Source organism: Galactobacter valiniphilus (assembly GCF_003575975.1).
Classification (GTDB): domain Bacteria; phylum Actinomycetota; class Actinomycetes; order Actinomycetales; family Micrococcaceae; genus Galactobacter; species Galactobacter valiniphilus.
Window position 1 is genome coordinate 1 of record NZ_QQXK01000023.1, and the last position, 24,964, is coordinate 24,964.

The 24,964-nt window shown below is 71.9% G+C and carries 26 protein-coding genes and 1 riboswitch; of the genes, 13 read left to right on the forward strand and 13 right to left on the reverse strand.

The window, feature by feature from the left end; all coding sequences use genetic code 11:
- Together DWB68_RS17015 and DWB68_RS11285 are read right to left on the reverse strand one after the other, a co-directional pair.
- Nucleotides 1–1,550 (reverse strand): DUF222 domain-containing protein (locus DWB68_RS17015; protein ID WP_119425233.1); only part of this gene is annotated, 1,550 nt, incomplete at its 3' end.
- A 312-nt stretch (nt 1,551–1,862) separates the two neighbouring features.
- Nucleotides 1,863–2,237, reverse strand: coding sequence for a hypothetical protein (locus DWB68_RS11285; protein WP_147391659.1), 375 nt, complete (start codon nt 2,235–2,237; stop codon nt 1,863–1,865).
- A 120-nt stretch (nt 2,238–2,357) separates the two neighbouring features.
- On the opposite strand from DWB68_RS11285, the gene DWB68_RS11290 reads away from it, so the two are divergent.
- From DWB68_RS11290 to DWB68_RS16265, 3 genes are all read left to right on the forward strand, one after another.
- The gene (locus DWB68_RS11290) at nt 2,358–3,917 is read left to right on the forward strand and encodes a long-chain-fatty-acid--CoA ligase (RefSeq protein ID WP_119425235.1); all 1,560 of its coding nucleotides are present in this window, start codon (nt 2,358–2,360) and stop codon (nt 3,915–3,917) included.
- A gap of 191 nt (nt 3,918–4,108) precedes the next feature.
- Nucleotides 4,109–4,708 carry a hypothetical protein gene (locus tag DWB68_RS16260; protein WP_158588290.1) on the forward strand — a complete coding sequence of 200 codons (600 nt, stop codon included), beginning with the start codon at nt 4,109–4,111 and terminating at the stop codon, nt 4,706–4,708.
- Nucleotides 4,705–5,580 carry a phosphotransferase gene (locus DWB68_RS16265; RefSeq protein WP_158588291.1) on the forward strand — a complete coding sequence of 292 codons (876 nt, stop codon included), beginning with the start codon at nt 4,705–4,707 and terminating at the stop codon, nt 5,578–5,580. Before DWB68_RS16260 ends, DWB68_RS16265 begins: the two co-directional genes overlap by 4 nt.
- A 6-nt stretch (nt 5,581–5,586) precedes the next feature.
- Here the strand turns inward: DWB68_RS16265 and DWB68_RS11300 are convergent, their stop codons facing one another.
- Entirely contained in the window at nt 5,587–7,002 is a 1,416-nt protein-coding gene (locus DWB68_RS11300; RefSeq protein WP_119425237.1) for an aminotransferase-like domain-containing protein, read from the reverse strand.
- On the opposite strand from DWB68_RS11300, the gene DWB68_RS11305 reads away from it, so the two are divergent.
- Entirely contained in the window at nt 7,001–7,942 is a 942-nt protein-coding gene (locus DWB68_RS11305; RefSeq protein ID WP_119425238.1) for a DMT family transporter, read from the forward strand. The two genes, DWB68_RS11300 and DWB68_RS11305, sit on opposite strands and share 2 nt — an antisense overlap.
- A gap of 82 nt (nt 7,943–8,024) precedes the next feature.
- Here DWB68_RS11305 and DWB68_RS11310 read toward each other — a convergent pair whose 3' ends face one another.
- Both DWB68_RS11310 and DWB68_RS11315 read right to left on the reverse strand, forming a co-directional pair.
- Complete coding sequence (locus DWB68_RS11310) at nt 8,025–8,963, reverse strand: Ltp family lipoprotein (RefSeq protein WP_119425239.1); 939 nt, start codon at nt 8,961–8,963, stop codon at nt 8,025–8,027.
- Nucleotides 8,964–9,065: 102 nt separating this feature from the next.
- Nucleotides 9,066–9,548, reverse strand: a complete 483-nt coding sequence (locus DWB68_RS11315; protein WP_119425240.1) for an Lrp/AsnC family transcriptional regulator — start codon at nt 9,546–9,548, stop codon at nt 9,066–9,068.
- Nucleotides 9,549–9,660: 112 nt separating this feature from the next.
- On the opposite strand from DWB68_RS11315, the gene DWB68_RS11320 reads away from it, so the two are divergent.
- The gene (locus DWB68_RS11320; protein WP_119425241.1) at nt 9,661–10,284 is read left to right on the forward strand and encodes a LysE family translocator; all 624 of its coding nucleotides are present in this window, start codon (nt 9,661–9,663) and stop codon (nt 10,282–10,284) included.
- Between the two features lie 158 nt (nt 10,285–10,442).
- Complete coding sequence (locus DWB68_RS11325) at nt 10,443–11,393, forward strand: PQQ-dependent sugar dehydrogenase (RefSeq protein ID WP_233548768.1); 951 nt, start codon at nt 10,443–10,445, stop codon at nt 11,391–11,393.
- A 78-nt stretch (nt 11,394–11,471) separates the two neighbouring features.
- Here DWB68_RS11325 and DWB68_RS11330 read toward each other — a convergent pair whose 3' ends face one another.
- Nucleotides 11,472–12,632: an MFS transporter gene (locus DWB68_RS11330; RefSeq protein WP_158588292.1), complete on the reverse strand. Its 1,161-nt coding sequence runs from the start codon at nt 12,630–12,632 to the stop codon at nt 11,472–11,474.
- 205 nt (nt 12,633–12,837) lie between these two features.
- On the opposite strand from DWB68_RS11330, the gene DWB68_RS16270 reads away from it, so the two are divergent.
- The gene (locus tag DWB68_RS16270) at nt 12,838–13,353 is read left to right on the forward strand and encodes a DUF6630 family protein (RefSeq protein WP_158588293.1); all 516 of its coding nucleotides are present in this window, start codon (nt 12,838–12,840) and stop codon (nt 13,351–13,353) included.
- Between the two features lie 7 nt (nt 13,354–13,360).
- Here the strand turns inward: DWB68_RS16270 and DWB68_RS11335 are convergent, their stop codons facing one another.
- Nucleotides 13,361–14,269 (reverse strand): LysR family transcriptional regulator, encoded by a 909-nt coding sequence (locus tag DWB68_RS11335; RefSeq protein WP_119425243.1) that lies wholly within the window; start codon nt 14,267–14,269, stop codon nt 13,361–13,363.
- Nucleotides 14,270–14,353: 84 nt separating this feature from the next.
- On the opposite strand from DWB68_RS11335, the gene tdh reads away from it, so the two are divergent.
- The 3 genes from tdh to tpx all read left to right on the forward strand — a co-directional run bounded on the left by tdh (nt 14,354) and on the right by tpx (nt 17,277).
- Entirely contained in the window at nt 14,354–15,400 is a 1,047-nt protein-coding gene (gene tdh / locus DWB68_RS11340; RefSeq protein WP_119425244.1) for an L-threonine 3-dehydrogenase, read from the forward strand.
- A gap of 66 nt (nt 15,401–15,466) precedes the next feature.
- Nucleotides 15,467–16,666: a glycine C-acetyltransferase gene (locus tag DWB68_RS11345; RefSeq protein WP_119425245.1), complete on the forward strand. Its 1,200-nt coding sequence runs from the start codon at nt 15,467–15,469 to the stop codon at nt 16,664–16,666.
- Between the two features lie 113 nt (nt 16,667–16,779).
- Nucleotides 16,780–17,277, forward strand: coding sequence for a thiol peroxidase (gene tpx, locus DWB68_RS11350; RefSeq protein WP_119425246.1), 498 nt, complete (start codon nt 16,780–16,782; stop codon nt 17,275–17,277).
- Here tpx and DWB68_RS11355 read toward each other — a convergent pair.
- The 3 genes from DWB68_RS11355 to DWB68_RS11365 all read right to left on the reverse strand — a co-directional run bounded on the left by DWB68_RS11355 (nt 17,231) and on the right by DWB68_RS11365 (nt 19,518).
- Nucleotides 17,231–17,962, reverse strand: a complete 732-nt coding sequence (locus tag DWB68_RS11355) for a patatin-like phospholipase family protein (protein WP_119425247.1) — start codon at nt 17,960–17,962, stop codon at nt 17,231–17,233. The two genes, tpx and DWB68_RS11355, sit on opposite strands and share 47 nt — an antisense overlap.
- Before the next feature lie 174 nt (nt 17,963–18,136).
- Nucleotides 18,137–18,640, reverse strand: coding sequence for a GNAT family N-acetyltransferase (locus DWB68_RS11360; protein WP_233548769.1), 504 nt, complete (start codon nt 18,638–18,640; stop codon nt 18,137–18,139).
- Nucleotides 18,637–19,518, reverse strand: a complete 882-nt coding sequence (locus DWB68_RS11365) for an aminoglycoside phosphotransferase family protein (RefSeq protein WP_233548770.1) — start codon at nt 19,516–19,518, stop codon at nt 18,637–18,639. The genes DWB68_RS11360 and DWB68_RS11365 overlap by 4 nt, the downstream gene beginning before the upstream one ends.
- Nucleotides 19,519–19,554: 36 nt before the next feature.
- Here DWB68_RS11365 and DWB68_RS11370 point away from each other — a divergent pair, with 36 nt between their 5' ends.
- Nucleotides 19,555–20,412, forward strand: coding sequence for a CPBP family intramembrane glutamic endopeptidase (locus DWB68_RS11370; RefSeq protein WP_233548771.1), 858 nt, complete (start codon nt 19,555–19,557; stop codon nt 20,410–20,412).
- 87 nt (nt 20,413–20,499) lie between these two features.
- Here the strand turns inward: DWB68_RS11370 and DWB68_RS11375 are convergent, their stop codons facing one another.
- Nucleotides 20,500–21,144: a VOC family protein gene (locus DWB68_RS11375; protein WP_119425249.1), complete on the reverse strand. Its 645-nt coding sequence runs from the start codon at nt 21,142–21,144 to the stop codon at nt 20,500–20,502.
- A gap of 174 nt (nt 21,145–21,318) precedes the next feature.
- Nucleotides 21,319–21,434: riboswitch (SAM riboswitch) on the forward strand.
- A gap of 75 nt (nt 21,435–21,509) precedes the next feature.
- Between DWB68_RS11375 and DWB68_RS11380 the strand changes: the two genes are divergently transcribed.
- The gene (locus DWB68_RS11380) at nt 21,510–22,889 is read left to right on the forward strand and encodes a bifunctional o-acetylhomoserine/o-acetylserine sulfhydrylase (protein ID WP_119425250.1); all 1,380 of its coding nucleotides are present in this window, start codon (nt 21,510–21,512) and stop codon (nt 22,887–22,889) included.
- Nucleotides 22,890–22,951: 62 nt separating this feature from the next.
- The gene (gene metX / locus DWB68_RS11385) at nt 22,952–24,097 is read left to right on the forward strand and encodes a homoserine O-acetyltransferase MetX (RefSeq protein ID WP_407645698.1); all 1,146 of its coding nucleotides are present in this window, start codon (nt 22,952–22,954) and stop codon (nt 24,095–24,097) included.
- Nucleotides 24,098–24,178: 81 nt separating this feature from the next.
- On the opposite strand, the gene DWB68_RS11390 is transcribed toward metX, so the two are convergent.
- Both DWB68_RS11390 and DWB68_RS11395 read right to left on the reverse strand, forming a co-directional pair.
- Nucleotides 24,179–24,436 (reverse strand): hypothetical protein, encoded by a 258-nt coding sequence (locus DWB68_RS11390; RefSeq protein WP_119425251.1) that lies wholly within the window; start codon nt 24,434–24,436, stop codon nt 24,179–24,181.
- A gap of 3 nt (nt 24,437–24,439) precedes the next feature.
- Nucleotides 24,440–24,871 (reverse strand): hypothetical protein, encoded by a 432-nt coding sequence (locus tag DWB68_RS11395; RefSeq protein WP_119425252.1) that lies wholly within the window; start codon nt 24,869–24,871, stop codon nt 24,440–24,442.
- Nucleotides 24,872–24,964: the final 93 nt, after the last annotated feature.

A 24,964-nucleotide genomic window follows, 5' to 3' on the forward strand; every position in this document is an offset into this window, starting at 1 on the left:
CAGTCGTGCAGGTGGTGGTCGATCGCGGTCAGGGTCGTGCTGATGAGCAGGGTGGGGGCTGCGCCTGCGGTGGTGGGTGCGTCGGCGGAGGCGGCGTGGAGGGCGAGGATGTGCGCGAGGGCGTCGAAGGAGCGTTGGGCGTGGGTGCGGCTCGCGTCCGCACCAGTGCCCGTGCCCATGTCGGTGCTGTTGGCCACGTGGTCTTGGTTGAAGAGGTTCTCGGGGCCGTGGTCTTTAGTGCGTGGTGAGAGGCAGGCGTCGAGGAGGGTGCGGATTTGTGCGCCTTCGACGTCGGGGGCGAAGCCGGTGATGTCGTAGCCTCCACCGGCCTTCTTGATGAGACGGAAGGAGCGGTTCTTGCGCTGTTGTTCGTAGCGCGGTTCGGCCCCGTCGGGGTCCAGGACCAGGCCCCAGCCCTTGGATTCTTCCTTGATGCGTTCAAGGCCCACGCGGCCTCCGGCGATCGCAGAGCCGGTGCCGCGGCGGGTGGTGTTCTCGTCCATGCTCGGTGGAAGCACGGGCCGGAACGGCGCCTGCGGCTGCTGTCGTTGGTGCGGGGAGGGCTGCTGGTTGGGCGAGGCAGTGGTCCCGGGCCAACCCGCGCCGCCTCCGCCCGGGGTGCCATCTTGTTCGTGGCCTGCGGGTGCACCGGGCACTGCGGGCCAAGCATTGCCGTGGGCGCCGGGCTGCCCGAAACGCCCGAGGTTCCCTGCACCGCCGGCCCCGGCGGATGCCTGTCCCGGGTGGGGCTGACCGGGGTCGTCTTGGTGGCCGAACCAGGCACGGCCCGCCCGCGTGTGCGGGTCTTCGTATCTGGGGTCGCGGTCCCAGGGTGTGCCACCCATCTCACCCCAGGGCGTCATCCGCGGGTCCTGGGGCGCGGGCGGGTTCTGGGGCAGGAACTCGAGGATCCCGTCGCCGGGACCGCCTGGGCCGCTGCTGTTTCCGCCCCAATCCGTGCCAGATTCGCAGTACCCGCCGGATTGTCCCGCGGGCGGGGCAGGTTGCACGGGCGGTGCTGGCTTGAAGAGGTTGATGCGTCCACCCGTGGCGTTGGCGACCATGGCTGCCTCGGCCACGGCGATGCCGCCGTCCACAGATTCGCCGGTGAGCTTGGAGAGCTGTTCGACGATGGCCTTGGCGATCTCCGCGCTGAGTTCCCCGGCCTCGATCGCGGCGGCCACGGCGGGCCGGGCCGGTGGCAGGTCCCCGGTGGAGATCCCCGTGCGTGGTTGCACGGCGGCGGCCACGTCGATCCAGGAACCTGCCACGTAGCCGTTGACGCCGAAGACGTCCATGACCAGCCGCCGAGTGTTGGAGTGCCCCAGCCGGCGCGCCAACGATTCGATGGGTGTCAGGGGTTCAGAACGGCGGGCCACGGCACCGGCCGCGGCGATCTTCACCGAATCACAGGTCCGGGCGAGGTCGGCGGCGGCACCGAGTGCGGCCACGACCTCTTCTTCCGGGGCACCGTCCCAGGCACGGGGACCGGCGTTAATGAGGGAGCGCAGTGTGGCGGTGGCCTGCGTGATGGCCTCAACGTCCAACATGGCGATCCCTCCCGCCTTTGAGCGCATGCGCGCGCCACTAGAAACGAACCTCGAATCGATCGGTGATCGACCGGCATGAACTTCGGTTTCTCGGTGCTGGCGAGAGTTTCATTCTAGCGAGGAAGCCTGGAAATTGACTGAGAAAGTGAACCAAAAGCGGACCAAAACACAACAAAACGCAAGTATCTGACAGTGGTATTCCACCAGCCGCTCAGCCCACGGCAAGCCCGCAGCGAGGCTCCGCCGAGCCCGTCCCCGGCACCCGGCTGAGCCGCCCCATCCAACGCCACCACCCGCCGTCGGGCACTCTGGTCAGCGCTTGGCGCGAGGCCCGAGCAACGGGGCCGCCGCCTCCCGCAACAGCGGCGCGAGCAGGTCGCGCACGCGCTCCCACTCGCTGGCCCCGACGGTGCCCTGCAGATCGCCGACCGCAAGCCGGGCATCCACCTCGTGGAGCTGCCTCCGCAAGGATCCAAGCCGCTCCCTCGCCAACTCTTCGGGGGCGTAGGACTCGGTTTCAAAGAGCTCGAGGGCCTCGTTCCAATACTCGGCGGACTCGCTCGCCTCGCGCAGTCGGGTCTCCAGCTCATCGACGATGCGCTCGTGCACGGCGCGCGGAACGGGCCCGGCCTCAGGGGCCGAGGGCAGCGGTTCTGGGAACAGCGGCGGGTTGTTTGACGAGTTCATGGCGCCAGAGTGCAACGGCCCCCCGACACAGCGGAACGCACGCGGGCAACCATTGACACCACCCCACCCCGGCACTTGGATGTGAGGCGCCACCTCAGCACGTGAATCGGGGAACATCGCATGTCTCAGCAGGGCTTCGCAGGGATCAACGTCGCATCGGTACTCGCCGAAAGTGCGCGCAGGTATCCGAACCACACGGCGGTCAGCCTGGGGGAGGCGCGCATCAGCTACACCCAGCTCTGGGGTCAGACCCTCGCCTATGCGGGGGCGCTCAAGGAGCGCGGCGTGGGTCCGGGGAGCAAGGTGGCGTTGCTGTCACCGAACGTCCCGCACTTCGCCATCAGCTACTACGCCGTGCTGGCACTCGGCGCCACGGTCGTGCCAATCCACGCCTTGCTCAAGCGCCACGAGATCCAGTACGTCCTCGAGGACTCGGGCGCCTCCCTGCTCATCGCGGCCGCGCCCTTGCTCGGCGAGGGAGGCACGGGCGCCCAGGCCGCGGGCATCGAGGTGCTCACGCTGCTGGCCCCGGAGGACCTCGGTACGACCCGCCTCGAGGCCCTCGCCGCGGAGGCCGCCCCGCTCACCCAGCTCAGCCTCCGAGACCCCTCGGATATCGCCGCCATCCTCTACACCTCAGGCACCACGGGCAAGCCCAAGGGCGCCATGCTTTCGCACTTCGCCCTGCTGGAGCAGACCAGCGCGCTCCTCATCGACACCTTCGATATGAGCGACACCGACAAGATCTTTGGAGCCCTCCCGCTTTTCCACATCTTTGGGCAGACCGTGGTCCTCAACCTCGGCATCCGGGCGGGCGCCGAGCTCGTCATGGTCCCCAAGTTCAACGGCCCGGAGGCCTGGGACGCGCTGCTGGATCAGGGCATCACCATCATGGCCGGCGTCCCCACGATGTACGTGGGGCTCGTCGAAGCGGCGCGCGGCCGCGCCGGCACGCCCCCGGCCCTGCGTTACGCGGTGTCCGGCGGGGCGAGCCTGCCGCTCGCCGTGCTCGAACGCTTCGAGCAGGCCACGGGGGCCCGCATCCACGAGGGCTACGGCCTCACCGAAACCAGCCCCGTCGTGAGCTTCAACGAGATCGGTGTCGATCCGCGCCCGGGAACCATTGGCAAGCCCATCTGGGGCATCGACGCCGAGATCGCGGACCCGGCCATCCCGGACAGGATCGTCCTGCTCCCGCGCGGCGAGCTGGGGGAGGTGGTGGTGCGCGGCCACAATCTCTTCTCCGGCTACCTCGGCCGGCCCGAGGCCACCCCGGAGGCCGTCGTGGAGGGCTGGTTCCGCACCGGCGACCTCGGCACCAAGGACGAGGAGAACTACCTGCGGATCATGGATCGCAAGAAGGACATGGTCATCCGCAACGGCTACAACGTCTATCCGCGCGAGGTGGAGGAAGCGCTCCTCGGCCACCCGGAGATCGTCAACGCCGCGGTGTACGGGATCAGCGACGCCACGCACGGCCAGGAGATCGTCGCCTCGGTCACGCTCGCGCCGGGCAGCACCCTCGGTCCGGAGGCCGTCGTCGCGTACGGCCAGGAGCGCCTCGCCGCCTACAAGTACCCGCGCATCGTGCGCATCGTCGACGAGTTCCCGCTGGGGCCCTCCGGCAAGATCCTCAAGCGGGAGCTGGTGAGGCAGGCGGAAGACGACGGCGCGGAGTAGCCGCCGCGGTCGGCACGCCAGGGCGCGCCCCGCCTCGCGCGCCGCCGGGCAGCGCCGGGCGCGCCCCGCCTCGCGCGCCGCCGGGCAGCGCCGGGCCGCGCAGGCCCGGGCTCCGCCGGCAGCCGCTCGCCCGGCCCCATCCCGCCGACCTCAACGTGAACCGACGGTCCAGAGGATGAGAACATGGCGGCATGAGCGCGAACCCGTACCCGCAGCAAGCGGCCCAGCCGTGGATGGCCCTGCCCGTCCCCGGCGGCCCGGACGTGGAGACCATGGCACGCGCCATCTCGCCCGAGGAGAACCAGGCGAGGGGGCGCGCCGCGTATCTGCGGGCGCTGATGCACAGCATGGTGCCGATGCTGGCCATTGGCGGCCTGGTCGCGGTGTTGCTCGGTGCGTCGTTGCTGACCATGGGGCGTGTGCCCTGGTGGGCCGGGGCGCTCGCCATTGGAGGATTCTGGGTGCTGGTCTGCGGCCTGGGCGTGGCCATCGGCCTCCCGCTGGGCTTGGCGGTCAACCGCAATCGCGCCGAGGACGAGCTGGGCGTCGGGCGGGTGCTGACCACCGCCTGGAACCAGCTGGGCTTCACCATCGCCGGGCTCAGGGGCATGCGGAGCATCCCCTTCTCCGACGTCCGCGCCGTGCGCCGCGCCGGCCCCAACGACCGGTTCGTGGTGGTTCGGCTGCGCATGCGCTTCATCTCCGCCGACCCGTACGTCATCTCCTTGCCCGGGGACCTCGTCCCGGCGTGGGCCCTCGACCGCCTGTACTCCCAGGGCGGTGCCCGATGAGGCCGCACGCCGACGCGCAGCCCACGGCCGAGGTCGCCCGCGCCCTCCTGCGCGCGCAGGCACCCCAGTGGGCCGAACTGGACATTGCCCCGGCGGCGGAGGGCTGGGACAACGTCATGTTCCGACTGGGCGACCGCCTGGCCCTGCGCATGCCCCGCCGCGCGAGCGCCGTCGGACCCCTCGAGGCCGAGGCGAAGTGGGCCGAGGAGGCCGGTTGGGGCCTCTCCCTGCCCGTCCCGGTCCCGCAGTTCCTCGGCGAGCCGGGGGAGGGGTACCCCTACCCCTGGCAGGTCACGCAGTGGTTCGAGGGCACGGTCGCCAGCGGCCTGAGCCAGGAGCAACGCGACGCCTACGCCGAACAGCTGGCCGGTTTCCTGGTGGGGTTCCACCGCCTCGCACCGCTCAACGCCCCCGAGAACACCGTCCGCGGCGTCTCCCCGGCCCGCCGGGCAGCGGCGTGGGAGGACGCACTGGAGAACGCGCCGGCCGCCCTGCGCCTCGAGTGGGACCACTCGATGCAGGTGGCGCTCGACGCCAAGCCGTGGGACGGCCCGGCCCGCTGGATCCACGGGGATCCGCACGCCGGGAACCTCGTGGCGCTGCCGCGCGGCACCGAGGCGCGCCTGTGCGCCGTCGTCGACCTCTCCGATCTCACCTCGGGCGACCCGGCCAGCGACCTCGGCATCGCCCAGGCCCAGTTTTCCGCCGAGGGCGCCAGGCGCTTCCGCGCCGCCTATGGCCGCGGCGCGTTCTGGGCGGACGCGGAACTCTGGGATCGTGCGGAGGGCTGGCGGGTCTATTTCCTCGCCATGATGCACGACGACGCGACGGACCTGGGTGCCGTGGCTCGCCAGGCCGTGGGGTTGGCCTAAACCCAGCTACGCGGCCCCGAGTCCGCCGAGTGCCGCGCCGATCCGGCGGGCCGCCTCCGCGAGTCCCTCCGGTGGGGTGCCGGCGAAGTTGAGGCGCAGGTAGCCGGCCGGGGGTTCCGCCGGGAACGCCCGCTGCCCCGGGAACACGTGCACCCCGGCCCGTGAGCAGGCCTCGACCGCCGTCTGCTCGGAGCACCCGGCCGGCAGGCGGAGCCACAGGTTGAGCCCTCCGCGGGGGAGATGTTCCAGCTCCAGTGCGGGGGCGTGCTCCGCCAGCGCGGAGGCGAGGAGGTCGCGCCGCTCGCGCAACGCAACGCGCAGCCCGCGCCGGTGGGAGGCCCACCCCGGGCTGAGCACCACCTCAAGGGCGGCGCGCTGGAGGATCGGGCTGACGTAGAGCGACTGCGCCTGCACCTCGGCCAAGATCCTGGCGTGCACGGGGCCCCTGGCCGTCACGGCCGCGACGCGCAGGGCGGGGGAGACCGACTTGGTGAGCGAGCGCAGCCCGATCACCACCCCGTCCGGATCCGTGGCGGCCAAGGGCGCCGGGGCGGCGTCGATCGCAAAATCGGCGGCCCACTCGTCCTCGATCACGAAGGCCCCGTGGCGCCGCGCCGCGGCCAGCACCGCCGCACGCGTCTGCGCGGGCCACGTGCCGCCGTGCGGGTTGGCGAAGCTCGGCTGGGCGTAGAAGGCGCGGGCGCCCGAGCGGGCCAGCGCGCGCTCAACCTCCTCGGGATCCGGGCCGTCCGGACCGCTCGCGATGGGCACGAGGACCACGCCCGCTTGGGCGGCGGCGAGTCGCGCGCCCCAATACGTAGGTGACTCGATGAGCATCGGCGCGCCGCGCCCCACCACGGCCCGGAAGATGGCGCCCAGCCCCGCCTGGCTGCCGGGTAGGACGACGACGTCGCGCGCGGTCGCGGCGGCCACGCGGGCCGCCGTGCGCGCGGCGAGATCGCCGGCCACCCAGACCCTGAACTCCTCGAGCCCGGCGACGGGGGCGCGTTCGCCCATCGCCGGCGAGCGGGTGACCCGCGTGAGGGCTGCGCGCACCGATGCGAGCGGGAGCAGGCCCGCCTCCGGGTAGGCCTCGGCCAGGTTGAGTTGCCCCGCCGGCACCTCGGCCAGCGCGGAGGAGAGTCCGGGCACCTCGAAGGGCGCCGGGCCGAGCGCCGCGGTCTGCCAGCCGTAGTCGGTAGTGGCCGGGCCGCGCCGCGGCGCGGCAAAGGTCCCGTCGCCGGGCCGCGTCAGCACGAGCCCCTCGGCGCTCAGTCGCGCGAGGGCTGATCGCACCGTCGCCGCGCTGACGTGGTGTTGCGCGACCAGGTCTCGTGTGGAGGGGAGCCTCGCGCCCGCCGGTGCTCCCGCGATCCAGGAACGCAGCTCGGCGGCCAGCCGCTCACTGCTACTGTTGTTCATGAAAGCTAACAGTAGCGTTACTGCACTCCGCCCCGAAGCGGTACCGGCCCGCGTTTCGGCCCGCCTCTCGTCTGGTCGCCCTGCAAACGGCCTGGCCTGGGGCGCCCTCGGCATCCTCGCCTTCTCCCTGACCGTCCCCATGACCCGGATCGCCGTACAGGGCGGTCTCGACGCGGCCCTCGTCGGCACGGGGCGCGCCGTCGTCGCGGCGGCCCTCGTCGGTGTCGCCCTCCTCGTCTTCCGCCCGCCTCGCCCGCGAGGGCGGCAATGGCTCAGCCTCGCGGTCGTGGCGTTCGGCGTGGTCCTCGGCTTCCCCGTCCTCACCTCGCTCGCGCTGCGGTCCGTCGAGGCCTCCCACGCCGCCGTCGTCATCGCCCTCCTGCCCGCCGTGACGGCGGTCCTCAGCTGCCTGCGGACGGGCGAGCGTCCCCGTCGCCGCTTCTGGTGGGCGGCCGGCCTGGGCGCCGCCGCCGCGCTCGGCTTCACCCTGCTCCAGGGCGGCGGCCTCGGGACGCTTCGCCCCGCCGACCTCCTGCTGCTCGCGGCGGTGGTCTGCTGCGCCGCCGGCTATGCCGAGGGTGGCGTGCTTTCCCGCAGCCTCGGCTCCTGGCAAACCATCTCCTGGGCGCTCGTGCTCGCCGCACCCCTCACGCTGGTCCTGAGCGCTCAACGCCTCGCCTCCGGCTGGCCCCAGGCGGAGCCGCAGGCCTGGCTCGCCTTCGGCTACCTCGCCGCGGTGTCGATGTTCCTGGGCTTCCTCGCCTGGTATCGCGGCCTGGCGCTCGGCCCGCTCGTGCAGGTCTCCCAGGTGCAGCTGGCCCAGCCGCTCCTCACCCTGGCCTGGTTGGTGCTCCTGCTCGGCGAGCACGTCGGCGTCCTCACCGTGGTGGGCGGGTGTGTCGTCCTGCTGTGCACGGCGATCGCCGTGCGCTCGCGCTGAACCCGGCCGCCCGCCGTCGTTCTGGCGAACAGTCGGGAAGGGCCCCGGCCGAGGTGACTCGGCCGGGGCCCTGGGGAGGCGGCTACAGGCCCACTGACTTGGCGCCGTACTTGGCCTGAGCGTTCGTGAAGCCCTCGTACTCCAACTGCTCGATCAGCCCCGAGCGGGAGAAGCTCGTCATGTCCATGTAGCTCTCCGCCTTCGCGGCCGCCTGCTCGTTCCAGTCGACCGTGAGCCTGGAGACCGCCCACTTGGCGTCGGCCTTGGGGAAGCCCTCGTACTCCAACTGCTCCACGAGGCCGGAGGCGGAGAAGGCGGTGAACTCGAGGTAGCTTTCGGCCTTTTCGAGGGCGTTCTGCTGGCTGACGGTGCCGTTCTCGGCCTCCTCGCGGGCCGCTTCGGCCGCGGCTTCTTCCTCGGCCTTCTTTGATGCCTCGGCCTCGGCCTTCGCGGAGGCCGCAGCTTCCGCTTCCGCCTGCTTGGACGCCTCGGCCTCGGCCTTGGCGGATTCTTCGGCGGCAGCGGACGCCGCTGCCTCGTCTTCCGCCGAAGTGGCGGTGGTCTCGGCGGGTGCCTCCGGGCTGGTGGCGGCGGTGGTCGCGGGGGCGGCCTCCAACAGGGGCGCGGGTGCCGGAGCCGACGTCGGTGCGGCGGAGGGGAGCGAGGAGGCCTGCGTGCCGCCGCTGATCATGCCGAGCACGAGGGCAACGCCGGTGACGATCCAGGCCACCTTTTTGTGCTCCGGGTAGCCCTGGAGCAGCAGCCCGTTCTTGTCGCGCATCTTGTCGGCAAGAACCAGGATGAGGTCGATCAGGGCCCAGATGCCCGCCCCGCCCAAAGTGAACAGCTTCAGCAGGCCGGTGCCGACCTTTCCGAGGTAGAAGCGGTCCACGCCGAAGATGCCGAGGAAGAGCGAGAACAGCCAGGTGGCCACGAAGGACTTGGGGCCGCGGTGCTGGGTCGGGGCTGCGTACATGGGGGCGCCGTAGGGCGCAGGGGCGTAGAGCGGGGGTGTAGTCATGATGTGCTTCCTTCGCGGCCTCGAAAGGCCATTGGCAGAGTGATGATCACAGCATAGAAACGCAGTCCGACAATGTGGATAGCCGAGTGATTCCTGACGATGTCAATGAATGAATTTTGAGCCAATTTGGCCGCCGAGCGGCAGCATCCGCTCGTCCACCACGGTCTTCATGACCAGCGTGGTCTGCAGTCGGTGCACTCCGGGGAGCGCGGCGAGGTGCTCGTCGTAGAAGTGTTGGTAGGCCTCCAGATCGGCGGAGACGACGCGCAGCAGGTAGTCCGGATCGCCGAAGAGCCGCTGCGCGTGAAGCACGCGCGGCAGGTTGCGCACCGCCGCTTCGAAGGGCGGGATGGTGCGGCTATTGGCCGCGTCGAGGGTGACGAAGACGAGGGTCTCGAAGCCGAGCCCCAGCGATGGGGCGTCGAGCATGGCCCGGTAGCCGGTGATGATGCCGTCGCGCTCCAGGGTGCGCAGCCGGCGGTGGCACGGGGACACCGAGAGGCCCACGCGCTCGGCGAGCTCGGTGACCGTCAGGCGGCCGTCGGCCTGCAGCTGCGAAAGAATTTCCCGATCCAGGGCGTCCATGAGGAAGATCCTTCCATGATTCACCCCTAAATGGGGTCGAAATGGAGAGCACCTTCCACGCAATTTTCCCTAGTCTTGCGGCGTTCAACCGATACGAGGCAAGGGAGCCACCATGGACGCCACGATGATTTGGGCCTTCTGGGGCGTCTCGATCCTCTTCATCCTCACCCCTGGCGCCGACTGGGCGTACGCCATCTCCGGCGGCCTGCGCCAGCGCGTGCTGCCGAGCGTCTCCGGCCTCTGGATGGGGCACGTCGTGGCCATCGCGGTTGTCGTCGCCGGCGTCGGAGCCCTGCTGGAGCGCTTCCCCTCCATCACCCTCGCCCTCACCCTCCTCGGCGCCGCCTACCTCGTGTGGCTCGGCCTCGGCGTGCTGCGCTCGAGCGGCACAGTGGGCGAAGCGACGGACGTGCCGGTCGGCTCCTCGGGTCGCTGGTTCGCCAAGGGCATCGGCGTCGCGAGCCTCAACCCCAAGCTGGTCCTCCTGCTCACGGCGGTGCTCCCGCAGTTCACCCGGCACGACGCCGCGTGGCCGGTTCAGGGGCAGATCGCCGTCTTGGGTGGCTTTCACCTTCTCGGTTGCGCCGTGGTCTACCTCGCGGTGGGCGCCGGTTCCCGGCGCGTGCTGGGTGCCCGGCCCGGCGCCGCCCGCGTGGTGACAAGGATTTCGGGCGTGGCCATGATCGGGATTGGCCTGGTCCTGCTTGCCGAGCGGGTCGCGGAGCTGATCCACTGACGCCTTGACCGGGCGGCCGGTGGGCCGCACGCTGAGGGATGGTCGTTCTTGGGGCTCGACGTCGCGGGGTGCGGTTCGGCGCGCTGGCGGCGGTGCCGCTGTTGCTCACGGCGTGCGTGGCGCCGCTGCCGCCTCACGGCTTCGGCGACCCTCCCGCCGTGCGCGGGAGCGCGCCGTCGGGCCTCGAGGTGGTCGCCACCGATCTCGAGGCGCCGTGGTCCCTGACCTTCGCGGGGCGGACGCCGCTCATCAGCCTGCGTGATGCCGCCCGCATCGTGGAGCTGGATCCCTCCGGTGAGGCGCGCGTGGTGGGGACGGTCCCGGGCGTGAAACACGGCGGCGAGGGCGGCCTGCTGGGGCTCGCGGCCGACGGTGCGGGACACCTCTTCGTCTACTCCACGGGTGAGGACGGCAACCGGATCCAGCGCTTCGAGCTCCTGGGGGAGCCGGGCTCGCTGCGCCTCGGTTCCGCGCGCGATCTCCTCACGGGCATCCCCGCCGGGACGAACCACAACGGCGGCCGACTCGCGCTGGGTCCGGACGGGATGCTGTACGCGGGGACGGGCGACGCCGGGGAACGTGAGAGCGCACAGAACCTGGACTCCCTCGCCGGCAAGATCCTGCGCCTGCGGCCCGACGGCTCCGTGCCCGCGGACAACCCGTTCCCGGGTTCGCCCGTCTACAGCTACGGGCACCGCAACCCGCAGGGGCTCGCGTTCACCCCGGACGGACGGCTGCTCGCGAGCGAGTTTGGCCAGAACACCTGGGACGAGCTCAACGTGATTGAGGCGGGGAAGAACTACGGCTGGCCGACGGTGGAGGGGCGGGCTGGCCGGGCGGGCCTCGTGGACCCGGTGTGGCAGGCCACCCCGGAGGAGTCGAGCCCCAGCGGCATTGCGGTGGCGAACGGGACGGTGTTCATCGCCGGGCTGCGCGGGCGCTCGCTGCTCGGCGTGCCACTCGGCGGACCGTCGGGCGACCGCTGGGGCCGGACGAGCACGGTACTCGAGGGGCACGGCCGCCTGCGGGACGCTGTGCGTGCGCCCGACGGGCGGCTCTGGGTGCTCAGTAACAACACGGACGGGCGGGGGGCAGCCAGGCGAAGGTGATGACAAGGTGCTCGCGTTTTGGCCGAACAGCGGGTGATGAGCCGGTGGGGAGGCGAGGGCCTCGACCTGTGCCGCGGCTCAGACGGAGGTGGTGGCGTCCGGGTGCCGGAGTCGGCGCAGCACCGGTAGGCATGCGACGAGCACCAGAGCGGGCAGGATGAACGCCCATTGCAGGGAGCCGATCATCGCGATCACGCCGGGGATCACGGCGCCGATGACGGCCGCGGCGTAGTTGAAGAGGTTCACGCGGGCGATCACCTCGTCCGAGCGGCCGGGGACCAGTTCGCCGGCGCGGCCGAAGGCCAGCGGGACGAGCCAGCCGGCCCCGAAGCCCGCCAGGGCGAAGCCGACGAGGGCCAGCCAGGCCGGGGCGCCGAGGACGAGGGCCAGGCACCCGGCGATCCCGCTCGCCGCCGCCGTCACCGCCAGCGGCGCACGCCCCCACCGGGCGATGAGCGGGTCGGCGACGAGGCGCGCCGCGAGCACCGCGGCAAGGTAGCAGCCGTAGCCGAGCGGCGTCAGGTTGGTCTCGAGGCGCAGCACGTCCTGCGAGTAGACGGTGCCCCACGTGGAGACGGCGGTGTCGCTGACGAAGGCGGCAAACACCACGAGGCCCACCATGAGGATGCCGGCGCGGGGCAGCGGCACGCTGGGCCGGGCCGAGTGTGGGTCCTTGGCGGCCCTGGCTGGGTCGAAGAAGCGGGCGCCGAGCACGGCGACAGTCGCATGGATCGCCGCGGCGACGAAGAGCGTCGTGGTCGCGGGGAGGCGGCCCGAGAGCACCGCGAAGGTGACGAGCGTCGAGACGATGCCGGCCGCCGTCGCGGTGGCGAAGAGCCGACCGAAGAGCGGGCGGGCCGCGGCGCGCTCGGCGAGCGAACCCTGCATGTTGCACGCGGCGTCCACGAGGCCCAGACCGAGGCCCTGGAGCATGAGCATCGGGATGAGCAACGCGGCGCCGCTGAGGGAAGCGACGAGCAGCATCGCGGTGGCCTCGATCGCCAGCCCCGTGACGAGGGCGGCCCGGCTGCCGGAGCGGACGGCGATCCAGTCCGCCACGAGCGTGCCGAGCGCTGCACCCACCGTCATGCAGAGGATCACGATGGAGAGCCCGCCGTCGTCCAGCCCGGTGCGGTCGCGCAGGGCCGGCAGAGATGTGGTGAGCGCCGCATAGCCGAAGGCCTGCGAGGCGTAGGCGGCGCCGACGGCGGCGCGCGTGAGAGCTGGCGTGGGGGCCATGGGTCCTCCCGGGGTCGCCCTGGCAGGGGCGGGCGGAGCGGGAGTCTCACTGCGGCTCGGCGCTGGGTGAGCACATCTTGCCGCGCCGGTGGCCCGGCAGGGAAGCGGCGCGCCGCGCCGCGGTGCCCCGACCGCTTGCCCGGCCACGCGCCGTCGTGCTTTGCCACCCTTGACGCCCGCGCGGCCCGGTGGGCAGGCTGGCCGGATGATGCATCGCGACGCCGCCGCCTGGCGCGACCTGTCCATCTTTCTGGGTCTGAGCCCCGCGGAGGCCGAGGGGATTGGGCGGGCCGCCGTGGACCCGGCGGCCTTCGCCGAGGCGCACCCCGACGCCGCCTCCGGGCGGATCTGGGGCGAGGTGGAGGAAGCGGAGGAGAACACTCCCTGCACCCTGGCGCTACTGAGCCTCGTCGACGCCCTCCTCGCGCGGAACGTCGCGATCGAGCAGGACTGGAAGGACGACTGGGGCGAGGTGAGCTGGAGTCTGGGCCGCATGTGCGCCGCCCGCGGTCTCAGCCCGGCCCTTCCCGAGCACCAAGAGGGCACGCCGGACGAGACTTTCGTCGGCGCCGCGGAGTCCCTCGCCGCCATCGGGGCCGTGCTGTGGGGGATCGACATCGACTCCGACTCCTACGTCGCGACCCTGATCCCCCTGGCCCGCCGCGCCGACGCCGACGCGCTCGCCGCGCGCACCGGCATCGAGGCCCAGTGGTGGGACTGAACCGCCGCTAGGGCGTCGGCCTGACCTGCCCGACGACGGCGCGCAGCGCCTCCAGCACGCGCGTCACCGCCGGGCGTTCGAGGGTCTCCGGTCGGGCCAGCGCCTCGATGAGGCGCACGTGCGTGGTGCCGCGCAGCGGGCGCAGGACCACGCCGGCGGGGATCTGCGAGCCGGCCGTGAACCGGGGGATCGCCGCGACCACGCCGGCATGGGCCACGAGCGAGGCGACGGTCGCGTAGTCGTTGACACGGTGCGCCACCCGCACGGGGCGGTGCGCCGCCGCGCCCACCTGCGCCACGACATCGGCGGGGGAGTAGCCCTCGCGCGAGCTGACCCAGAGCTCATCGGCCAGATCGGCCGGGTCCAGGACCGCGCGCGAGGCGAGCGGGTGGGTCGAGGGCAGGGCGATGTCGAAGGGTTCGCGCAGCAGCTCGATGGACCGCACACCCCCGGACCACGGCGGCGCGTAGTCAACGCGGTGCGCCACGACGAGGTCGTAGCGGGAGGTGAGGGCCGGGAAGTCGCCCTCCGGCACGTCCTCGTCCGCGACCGTGACGGCCGGATCGCCGGGCCGCGACAGCTCGGCGACGAGCCGCCCGCCGAGCACGGGCCCCACGGAGTGGAAGAGCGCGAGCGAGACGGAGGCGTCCGGGGCCGAGCCGTGTGCCGCCACGGCCGCCTCGGCGCGGGCCATCGTCACGAGCACGTCCTGGGCCGCGGCGGACAGCGCACGACCGGTCTCCGTGAGGACGAGCCCGCGGCCCTCCTTGCGGGTCAGCGCCACCCCGGCCTCGCGCTGCAGCTGCGCGAGCTGCTGCGAGACGGCGGACGGGCTCACGTACAGCGCCGCCGCCACGGCGCGCAGCGAGCCGAGGTCATCCAGGAGGCGCAGGGTGCGCAGATGGGCGATGTCCATGAAGCCATTCTGAACTATCAGGTTGTGAACATGCACCGTTCCTGACCTGTTGTGACGGGCGGAACGGGGGAAGACTGAACTCTCGTGAAAGCCCTCTTCAAGCCCTCCCTCGACGCCCCGCTCCAGCTCGTCGAGCGTCCCGAGCCCACCGCCGGCAGCCACGACGTGAAGATCCGCGTCATGACGGCGGGCATCTGCGGCACCGATCTTCACATCCAGGCCGGCGACGCCGCCGCGGCCGCGATGATCGTCCCCGACCTCATCCCGGGCCACGAGTTCTACGGCGAGGTCGTGGCCGTGGGCGACCTCGTGGATCACGTCAAGGTGGGCGATCGCGTCTCCGGCGAGGGCCACGTGGTCTGCGGCATGTGTCGCAATTGCCGAGCCGGCCGCCGCCACCTCTGCATCGCCACGCAGTCAGTGGGCGTGCAGCGCGACGGCGCCTTCGCCGAGTACGTCGTCATCCCCGAGTCCAACGTGTGGGTGCATTCCGAGGGCAACATCACCCCCGAGCTGGGCGCCATCTTCGACCCCTTTGGCAACGCCGTGCACACCGCCCTGACCTTCCCCATGGTGGGCGAGGACGTCCTCGTGACCGGCTCCGGCCCCATCGGCGTCATGGCCATCGCCGGGGCCCGCCACGCCGGCGCCCGCCGCATCGTCGCCACCGACGTCTCGCCGCAGCGCCTCGAGATGGCCCGCGCCGCCGGGGCCGACGACGTCGTCAACGTCGCCTCCGAGCGCATCGTCGCCGCCCAGCACCGCCTGGGCCTCAAGGAGGGCTTCGACATCGGCCTCGAGATGTCCGGCGTGCGCTCCGCCCTGCCGGAGATGGTCGAAAACATGAACCACGGCGGGCGCATCGCCATGCTCGGTCTGCCCACGGGCGAGATCCCCGTGGATTGGTCGCGCATGGTCACCCGCATGATCACCTTCCAGGGCATCTACGGCCGCCAGATGTTCGAGACCTGGTACGCCATGAGCGCCATGCTCGACTCCGATCCCGTGCTGCGCGAGCGCATCGCCGGCGTCGTCACCGACGTCCTTCCCGCGGCGCGGTGGGAGGAGGGCTTCGCGGCCGCCCGCTCAGGAAGCGGTGGCAAGGTGGTCCTGGACTTCACCACGCTCTGACCCGCCCGGCGGCACCCAGCCCGAGCATCCGCCGTCGGGCACCACGAACTTGAAGAGAAGGACCCCATGTACACCACCGTCAAGGACCAGCTGGCCGCCCAGCTCGCGCAGATCGAGGCCGACGGCCTGACCAAGCGCGAGCGCATCATCACCTCGCCGCAGGGCGCCTCCGTGGAGGCCGCCGACCCGGGCGCCGAGCCGCGGCCGGTCTTGAACTTCTGCGCCAACAACTACCTGGGCCTCGCCGACGATCCGCGCCTCATCGACGCCGCCAAGGACGCGCTGGACGAGCGCGGCTTCGGCATGGCCTCCGTGCGCTTCATCTGCGGCACGCAGGACACCCACCTGGAGCTCGAGCGCCGCGTCTCCGGCTTCCTCGGCACCGAGGACACCATCCTGTTTTCCTCCTGCTTCGACGCCAACGGCGCGGTCTTCGAGCCGCTCTTCGGCAAGGAGGACGCGATCATCTCCGACGCGCTCAATCACGCCTCGCTCATCGACGGCATCCGGCTCTCCAAGGCGGCGCGCTTCCGCTACGCGAACCGCGACATGGCGGACCTGCGCGCGCAGCTGGAAGCCACGCGGGCGCTGAACGACGGCGCGGGGGCGCGTCGCGTGGTCGTCGTCACCGACGGCGTGTTCTCCATGGACGGCTACCTCGCGCCGCTGGCCGAGATCTGCGATCTCGCCGAGGAGTTCGGCGCGCTCGTCATGGTGGACGACTCCCATGCAGTGGGCTTCATGGGTGCCACGGGCGCCGGCACGCCGGAGCACGCCGGCGTCTCCGACCGCGTGGACATCTACACGGGAACCTTCGGCAAGGCGCTCGGCGGTGCCTCGGGCGGCTATGTCTCCGGCCGCGCCGAGATCGTGACGCTGCTGAGCCAGGTGGGCCGCCCGTACCTGTTCTCCAACTCGCTCGCCCCGTCCATCGTGGCCGCGACGCTCGCGGCGCTTGACCTCGTGGAAGGGGCGGGCGAGCTGCGCGAGCGGCTCTTCTCCAACGCGTCCCTGTTCCGCCGCCGCATGGCCGAGGAGGGCTTCGAGCTGCTCGAGGGCGAGCACGCCATCATCGCCGTGATGTTCGGCGACGCCGTCGAGGCAGCACGCGTCGCCGCGGCCATGCTTGAACACGGCGTGTACGTGACGGCCTTCAGCTACCCCGTGGTGCCTAAGGGGCAGGCGCGCATCCGCGTGCAGCTCTCGGCCGCGCATTCGGCCGAGGACGTGGAGCGCGCCGTTCAGGCGTTCGTGGCCGCACGCTGACGTGCCCTGGGGCGCCCCGACCGCGCGGGCGGTCGATTGTCGCCAGGTGAAAACTTCGTGTCACTTGGCGGAATGCGGCTGACGACGTGGGCGGGGCGTGCGAGGATGTGGGCATGGCTACTACTGCATTCACCGGTACCCCCGCCCACACCGTCGGCGAGCTGCCCGCCGTGGGCTCCAAGGCCCCGCACTTCGAGACCGTGGGCAACGACCTCGCCACCGTCTCCGACGCCGACTTTGCCGGCAAGCGCGTGGTCCTGAACATCTTCCCGTCCGTGGACACCGGCGTCTGCGCCGCGTCCGTGCGCGAGTTCAACCAGCGCGCCGCCGGCCTGGAGAACACCGTGGTCGTCACGGTGTCCGCCGACCTGCCGTTCGCCCTGGGCCGCTTCTGCGGCGCCGAGGGCATCGAGAACGTCGTCACGACCTCGGCCTTCCGCTCCTCCTTCGGCTCGGACTACGGCGTCACGCTGACCGACTCCCCGCTGGCCGGCGTGCTCGCCCGCTCCGTGGTCGTCGTCGACACCGACGGCACCGTGTTGCACTCGCAGCTGGTCCCGGAGATCACCACCGAGCCCGACTACGACGCCGCGATCGCCGCCCTGGCCTGATCGCCGCCCGCTCGTGAGAGCAACGCCCCGGTTCCCGCAGTAGCGGGGGCCGGGGCGTTCTGCGTTGGCCCTCGGCGGCCGCGAGGCCTTGGCGGCGCCCCTCACGGGCCGCTGCGGGCCGGATACCCGGCGACATGAGGTTGGAGCCGAACACGGCAAGCGCCTCGTCGTCCGGGTGGATCACCGCGACCTCGGACCCGCCGGCCCGCAGCGTAGCCACCTGGCTCGACAGGGTCGTGCCCCACGCGTCCTCGCGCCGCAGCCCCTCGAACTGCCGGGGAGCCTCGCTGCCCTCCGGTCGCGCGAGCGGCGAGAGCACCAGGACGCGCGCGAAGCCAGCGCCGAGCTGCGCATTGTCGGCCGAGTACACGCCGCCGTCCACGTAACGGCGACCATTCACCGGGACCGAGGAGGTGCCACCCGGTAGCGCGGTGCTGGCGGCCACCGCCTCGGCGAGAGTGGCCCCGCCGCCGCGTTCGAGTACCACCACCTCGCCGCTCTCTGCGTCGACGACCACCATGCCAGCGTGCCCGGCCGGCCACTCCTGGGACGGCAGCCGGGAGGCCACCTGTTCCAGCCGGGCAGCGGCGTCGGCCGCGAGGTCGGGGTCGCGCTCGAGCGCGAAGGCGCCCATGCCGCGGGCCATGTCGGGGCCGCTGCTCGCGGCAGCCCCGATGGAGCGCATGCGCTCGAAGGTCTCGCGCGGGTCTTGGCGCGGGTCGCCCCAGCACCCACGGCACGCCCGGCATCCCCGGCAACCCCGCCGCTCCCTGCGCTGCCGGTGTCGCTGCCTCCTCCCGTCCCGCCTTTTTCGTTGAATCCCGCGCAAACGGTGCGGGATGAAACGAAAAGTGGGGGACTAGACGCGCTTGGCGAAGAACACCCGCCGATACCCGCCGTCGCCGCGGCGGTCGGTCTCCACGTAGCCCCGCCGCGGGTAGTAGGCAACGTTCTCGGTCATGGCCTGGTTCGTGTACAGCCGCACCTCGGGCAGCCCCAGTTCGCGGGCGCGCTCCTCGGCCAGCTCCAACAGTCGCCGGCCCAGACCCGTGCCCCGCTCCGCCGCGTCCACGGCCACGGTATCGACGAGGATGTGGTCGGCCTCGAGCTCGAGGTAGAGCACGCCCGTGAGCGCGTCACCCCGCACCGCCAGCGTCACCTCGGCCCGGGGAGCCTCCCCGCCCAGGATCGCCTCCCAGTCCAGCAGCATGGGCGCGGGCTCGCGCCCGATCCGCTCCACGTACTGCGCGAACGAGGCCCGCACGAGCGCCCGGATGGCCCCGGCGTCGCTGGCCGCGGCCGGGCTGAAACGCACGACGTCGCGCGGCCCGGTCCCAGCGTCGCTCGCCTCGGCGCCGCTCACGCCAGCACCTCGCTCGCCCCGGACGCGGCGGCAAACTCGAGCCGGGGGAGCGTCTTGCGCAGGAGTCGCTCCCAGCGCCGAACGCCACCATCCTCGGCCGCCCGGCGCAGCCGGAAGAGCGCGTGATGTCCCACCCAGAGCGCCGCGCGCGTCGCGCAGCGCTCGTCCGGGGCGGCCGGTGCCACGATGCCGACGCCGTGCCACAGCGCGAGGTGCGAGAGGTTGATCGCCGGGTCCCAGGCCGCGGCGTGGTCCCAGTCGATCACGCCGACGAGCTCCTCGTGGCGCCAACGCATGTTGTGCCCGGCGAGGTCGCCGTGGACCAGCCCGGACGCCTCGCCCTCGATGGCCTCGAGCCCCGCCCAGACCTGTTCGGCCGCGCCGCGCGCCTCGGGTGGCAGCACGCCCAGCACCGTCTCGCGTCCGGCCTCGTCCCAGCGCGCGGTGCTGACGTAGGGCCCCGTCGCGAGCGGCCCCCACGCGGTGCACGGCACGGCCGCGAGCGCCTCCACGACCGAGCGCAACACCGCCGGATCGCCCTCGTGCGGCGCGTGGGCCCCGCCGATCACGAAGCGCTGCAGCACAGCGGCCGGCGCCGCCTCGTGGTCCAGGATCACCTCGCTCAGCGGCTCGGGGCTGGCCCAGGGAAGGTGGGGCGAGACGGCGTGCAGCAGCTCCATGCGCCGGCCCAGTTCGGCGGCCACCTCGGGGCGCCGGGCGAGCCGCAGCACGGCCGCGGGTGCCGCCCCCGGCGCTGCGGCGGGCACGAGCACGAGGTGGTCGTCGCCGCCCTCCTCGACGAAGCCCTCGGCCCAGGCGAGGACGGGGTCGAGGCGGCGGGCGAGGTCGAGTTCGGAGCTCAGGGGTGCGCGGGTCACAGCCAGAGCCTAGCGAGGCGTGGGTAGGCTCGCCCCGTGAGTCAGCCTTCCGTCCCGCCCGCGCCCCAGCCAGAGCCCGTCCCGGAGCCCGGCCCAGTGCCCTCCGCGGAGCGGTTGCCTGGCCTCCTGCCCGGTGCCGGAGCGCCCATGACGCGGCGCTTCATCGGCTGGGAGATCGTCATCGTCCTGGCGCTCTCGCTGGGCCGTTCGGGCGTGAACGCGCTCATCAATCTCATCGACCTCGCGACGCGCGCGCCCATCTCGCAGGGCCAGGCGAGCCTGAACGGCTCGGCCAGCGCGCGCCCCTGGATCGACCTTGCCTATCAGCTCTCGGGCCTGTTCTTTTCGCTTGCCCCCGTGGCGCTCGTGCTGTGGCTGCTGTGGCGCTGGCCCGGCGGGAACCCCTTCCGACGCCTGGGCCTGGACCTCAAGCACCCGTGGCGCGACGCCTGGCAGGGCACCGCCCTCTTCCTCGTGATCGGCGCGGGCACGCTGGGCGTCTACGCGGCGGGTCGGGCGCTCGGCATCACGATGTCCATCTCGACGAGCGGCCTCGGCGAGCACTGGTGGACCGTCCCGATCCTGCTCCTCGCCGCCCTGCGCAACGGCCTCCTGGAGGAGGTCATCGTCATCGGTTACCTCTTCGAGCGGATCAAGACCCTCGGCTGGAACACCTGGGCGATCCTCCTCAGCGCCGCCGTGCTGCGCGGCTCCTACCACCTCTACCAAGGCATCGGCCCGTTCATCGGCAACGCCCTCATGGGCCTGGTCTTCGGCTGGTTCTACTTGAAGACCAAGCGCGTCGCTCCGCTCGTGATCGCCCACTTCCTGCTCGACGCCGTGGGATTCGTGGGCTACCCGCTGCTCGCCTCCGCTTTCGGCTACGGCAGCTGAGGCGGGACCCAAGGCACGACGACGCCCGTTTGCCTTTCCAGCGAAAGGCAAACGGGCGTCGTCGTGCGTTGGAGAACCGCGAGAGCCTTAGAGGGTCACGGAGCCCTTGGGCGTCTCGAAGGTCACCGACATGAGGCCCGGCGTCCCGGAGGGTGCCGAGTACTCCACGTTGAGGCCGGCGGCGGGGGAGACGGCGGGGTCGCCGAGCCACTCCAGCACGCGGGGGCGGTTGCCGGCGAGGGCCAGGCCCGTGATCTCGCCCTGCTGGCCCTCGATGGCCTGCGAGGGATGAAGATCGGCGGTCTCCTCGTCCCAGCGGATGATGTACGGCAGCTGCGGGTCGGCGATGAGGCCGTTGATGCCGATCTGGCGCCAGGTCAGCTCTCGGCCGTCGGGGAAGCGGCGGTTGCCAGGCACCGACTCGCGGCCCAGGCGCTCCTCGAAGGGCGCGAGGTCGTCCACGGAGACGACCCAGCCCATCCAGCCGCCGCCCTCCTCGGAGCGGGCGCGCACGGCCTGCCCGAAGGGCGCCTTGAGGCTGGCCGGGTGCTCCAGCACCTCGACGACCTCCAGGTACTGGTGGTTCTTCAGCGGGAAGATGACGTTGCGGGTGCCGAAACGCGGGTGGACGCCGCCCTTGACGAACTCAAGTCCCAGCGTGTCCGCGATGCGCTCGGACGTGGCGACGAGGCCCTCGGGGCCGCAGGCGTAGGAGACGTGGTCGAGTTTCATGGCCTCAGAATTCCACCCTGTGACACGGATCTCTACTTAGGGTGACCTAACCTCCGCATATCCCCGGAATTGCGGGGAAGTTGGGACGGCCGCAACGTGACCGATCGGTAGGTTTCACCGCGTGACGCCCGCGGGCTTGCCAAGCGCGCCCCGTTCCGGGCACAGTGTCGCGTAGGTCATGAGTGCCAGCAGATAGCCCCGGCTTGCTGGCCGGCAACCCTCCCACCGCGGCGGGGTGCCCCGGGTGAAGACCTGGTCGAGCGCAATCAGCGCCTCGGCAAGCGCGGGCGCACCTGGCGTCCTTGAGGCGTACGTGCGCACTCAAGGTACGGCGGGCGCCCCACCCAACACGAAAGTGGGACGCCATGAGCTCCTGGAACTTTGAGACTCGCCAGATCCACGCCGGCCAGCAGCCGGACCCGGCCACGGGCGCGCGGGCCCTGCCGATCTACCAGACGACCTCGTTCGTCTTCCCCGACGCCGACGTGGCGGCCAACCGCTTCGCTCTGGCCGACCTCGGCCCCATCTACACGCGCATCGGCAACCCCACCACGGACGTCGTCGAGCAGCGCATCGCCGACCTCGAGGGCGGTGTTGGCGCCCTCCTGCTCTCCTCGGGCCAGGCCGCCACGACCTTCGCCCTGCTCAATGTCGCCGAGGCCGGTGACCACATCGTCGCGAGCCCCTCGCTCTACGGCGGCACGCAGAACCTGCTCAAGCACACGCTGAAGAAGGTCGGCATCGAGGTCACCTTCGTGGAGAACCCGGACGACCTGGACGCGTGGCGCGCCGCGGCCAAGGAGAACACCAAGGCGTTCTTCGGCGAGACCGTCTCCAACCCGCGCCAGGACGTCCTGGACATCGAGGGCGTGGCCGCCGTGGCCCACGAGGTCGGCGTTCCGCTCATCGTGGACAACACCCTCGCCACCCCGTACCTCATCCGTCCGCTCGAGTGGGGCGCCGACGTGGTGGTCCACTCCGCCACCAAGTACCTGGGCGGCCACGGCACGGCCATCGCCGGCGTGATCGTGGACGGTGGCACCTTCGACTACGCCCAGAACCCCGAGCGCTTCCCGGGCTTCAACACCCCGGACGAGTCCTACAACGGCCTCGTGTTCGCCCGCGACCTGGGCGTCGGCTCCGCGCTTGGTGCCAACCTCGCCTACATCCTGAAGGCCCGCGTGCAGCTGCTGCGCGACCTCGGTTCCTCCGTGGCGCCGTTCAACGCCTTCCTCATCGCGCAGGGCCTCGAGACCCTCTCGCTGCGCGTGGAGCGCCACGTCTCCAACGCCAAGTCGGTCGCGGCCTTCCTTGAGGCGCGCGACGACGTCGCCTCGGTCGCCTACGCGGGCCTCGAGTCCTCCCCGTGGTTCGAGCGCGGCCGCAAGTACGGCCCCCAGGGCGTCGGCGCCATCGTCGCCTTCACCCTGGACGGCGGCGCCGAGGCGGCCCGCGCCTTCGTGGATGCGCTCGAGCTGCACTCGCTCGTGGCCAACCTCGGCGATGTGCGTTCCCTCGTGATCCACCCCTGGTCCACGACCCACGCCCAGCTCTCCGAGGCGGAGAAGTACGCGGCCGGCGTGGAGCCGGGGCTCGTGCGCCTCTCCGTTGGCCTGGAGCACATCGACGACATCGTGGCCGATCTGCAGCGCGGCTTCGATGCCTTCGCGGCGGTGTCGGCCGGCGCCGTCGTGACCGAGGCGGCGGAGGCCGCGGTGGCGGACGCCGCCCCGGCCAACGCCTGATCGCCAATACAGCGAAGCACGGGCGCCGCGGCGCCAACCAGCAGGACCCGAGGAGTACAGACGTGAGCATCGACGCCGAGCCGTTCGCGGCAGGCACCTTCCAGGCCTCGAGCCCGGCGGACGGGACGCCCCGCACGCTGAGCCTCGGCGCGCTGGAGCTCGAGACGGGGGGCCGCTTGCCCCAGGTCCAGCTCGCCTTCCAAACCTGGGGGCGGCTCGATGCTCAGGGTTCAAACGCGGTGCTCGTGCTGCACGCCCTGACGGGGGACGCCCACGTGGCGGACGGCCCCGAGGACAGCGACGGCTGGTGGCGTGACCTGGTCGGGCCCGGCCGGGTCATCGACACCGAACGTTTCTTCGTGGTGGCGCCGGCGGCGCTGGGCGGGTGCGCAGGCACCACCGGCCCGGCGTCTCCGGCGCCCGACGGGCGCCCGTGGGGCTCCCGCTTCCCGTTTGTCACGCTGCGAGACATGGCCTCGGCCGAGCACGCCCTGCTGGGCCACCTCGGCATCGAGGCTTGGCACACCGTGATCGGCGGCTCCATGGGCGGCGCCCGCGCGCTCGAATGGGCGGCGAGCTATCCCGAGCGCGTGCGCCGCTGCGCCGTTCTGGCCTCCTGCGCCGCCTCCACGGCCGAGCAGATCGCCCTGTCGCAGATCCAGGTCGAGGCGATCCGCCTCGACCCGGCCTTCGACGGCGGCGACTACTACGAGCGCGAGGACTCAGGCCCGGTGCGGGGACTGGGCCTGGCCCGGCGCCTCGCGCACCTCTCCTACCGTTCCGAGGCCGAGCTGGGCCAGCGCTTCGGCCGCGAGGCCCAGGGCGAGGAGACCCCGCTCGGCTCGGCGGATCGCGAGCGCCGCGGGCGCTACGCCGTGGAGTCCTACCTGGACCACCAGGCCTCCAAGCTCGTGGGGCGCTTCGACGCCAACGCTTACCTCTCCATCACCGAGGCGCTCATGAGTCACGATGTGGGGCGCGGGCGCGGGGGAGTGGCGGCCGCCTTGGGCGGCCTCGAGGGCATCGAGTTCCTCATCGCCGCCGTGGATTCCGACCGGCTCTACCTGCCGGAGCAGTCCGAGGAGATCGTCGCGGCCCTGCCCGGCGAGGTGAGCGTGGACTACATCCGCTCGCCCATCGGACACGACGGCTTCCTCACCTCGGCGGCGACCCAGCTGGAGCCTCCGCTGCGCCGCCTGCTCGGCTGAACGCGGGGCGCTCAACGAACGACGACGCGGCGGTGACCTGGGAATCCCAGGTCACCGCCGCGTCGTCGTGCCGTGTTGGCCCTACTGCTGGGCGAGCGCCGCGCGCCTGGCCTCGGCGCGCTCCTCCTCCGTGATGAGGCCCTGCTGGTAGGCGTCCTCGATCTCGGCAAGCCTGACCGCCAGGCTCGGCCCCTGGTCGAGGGGCTCGAGCTCCTGCTGCTCGCGGGCCTTGCGCTGGGAGAGCCGGATCACGAGGAACACGAAGCCAGCAGTGAAGGCCAGGCCCAGCACGAGCAGGACGCTGAGGAGGACCAAGGGAAGAAAGGAGGTGGTGTTCACGCTTCAATCTTCCGTCAGGACGGCGTCGCGGGCCCGCTGGCGCTCCGCGCTCGTGATGGCGCCGTTGCGGTACAGGTTCTCGATTTCCTGCAGGCGCTCCGCCTTGGTGCCGGCGTGCTGGGCCGCCTGACCCGGCTGGGAGGCGCCCGGGGGCGGCGCGAGCAGCGCCGAGTTGTAGACGCGGCCCGCCAGCTCGGTCTCCACGGCAAAGGGGTCCATGCCGTGGCGCTTGGCCGCACGGTAGTTGCGCACGGCCGTGAAGATGATGAGCCCGATGACCAGCACAATGAAGACGGGGATGACCACGGACATCACGTTGAAGGTCGTCTCCACGCGGTCGAAACCCTTATCGACCATGCCGGGGATGTCGCCTTCGTCGATCGTGACCCCGTCGATGGTCTCGTTCTCTGCGAGGAATAGCAGGCTAGAAAACATGGCCGCCTCTTGTATGCATCAGGTGGGCCCGGCGGGCCCGCTCGAGCCAAGTGTTGCACCACGCAAATCGCCCCGGCGTCATCCGCGCGGACG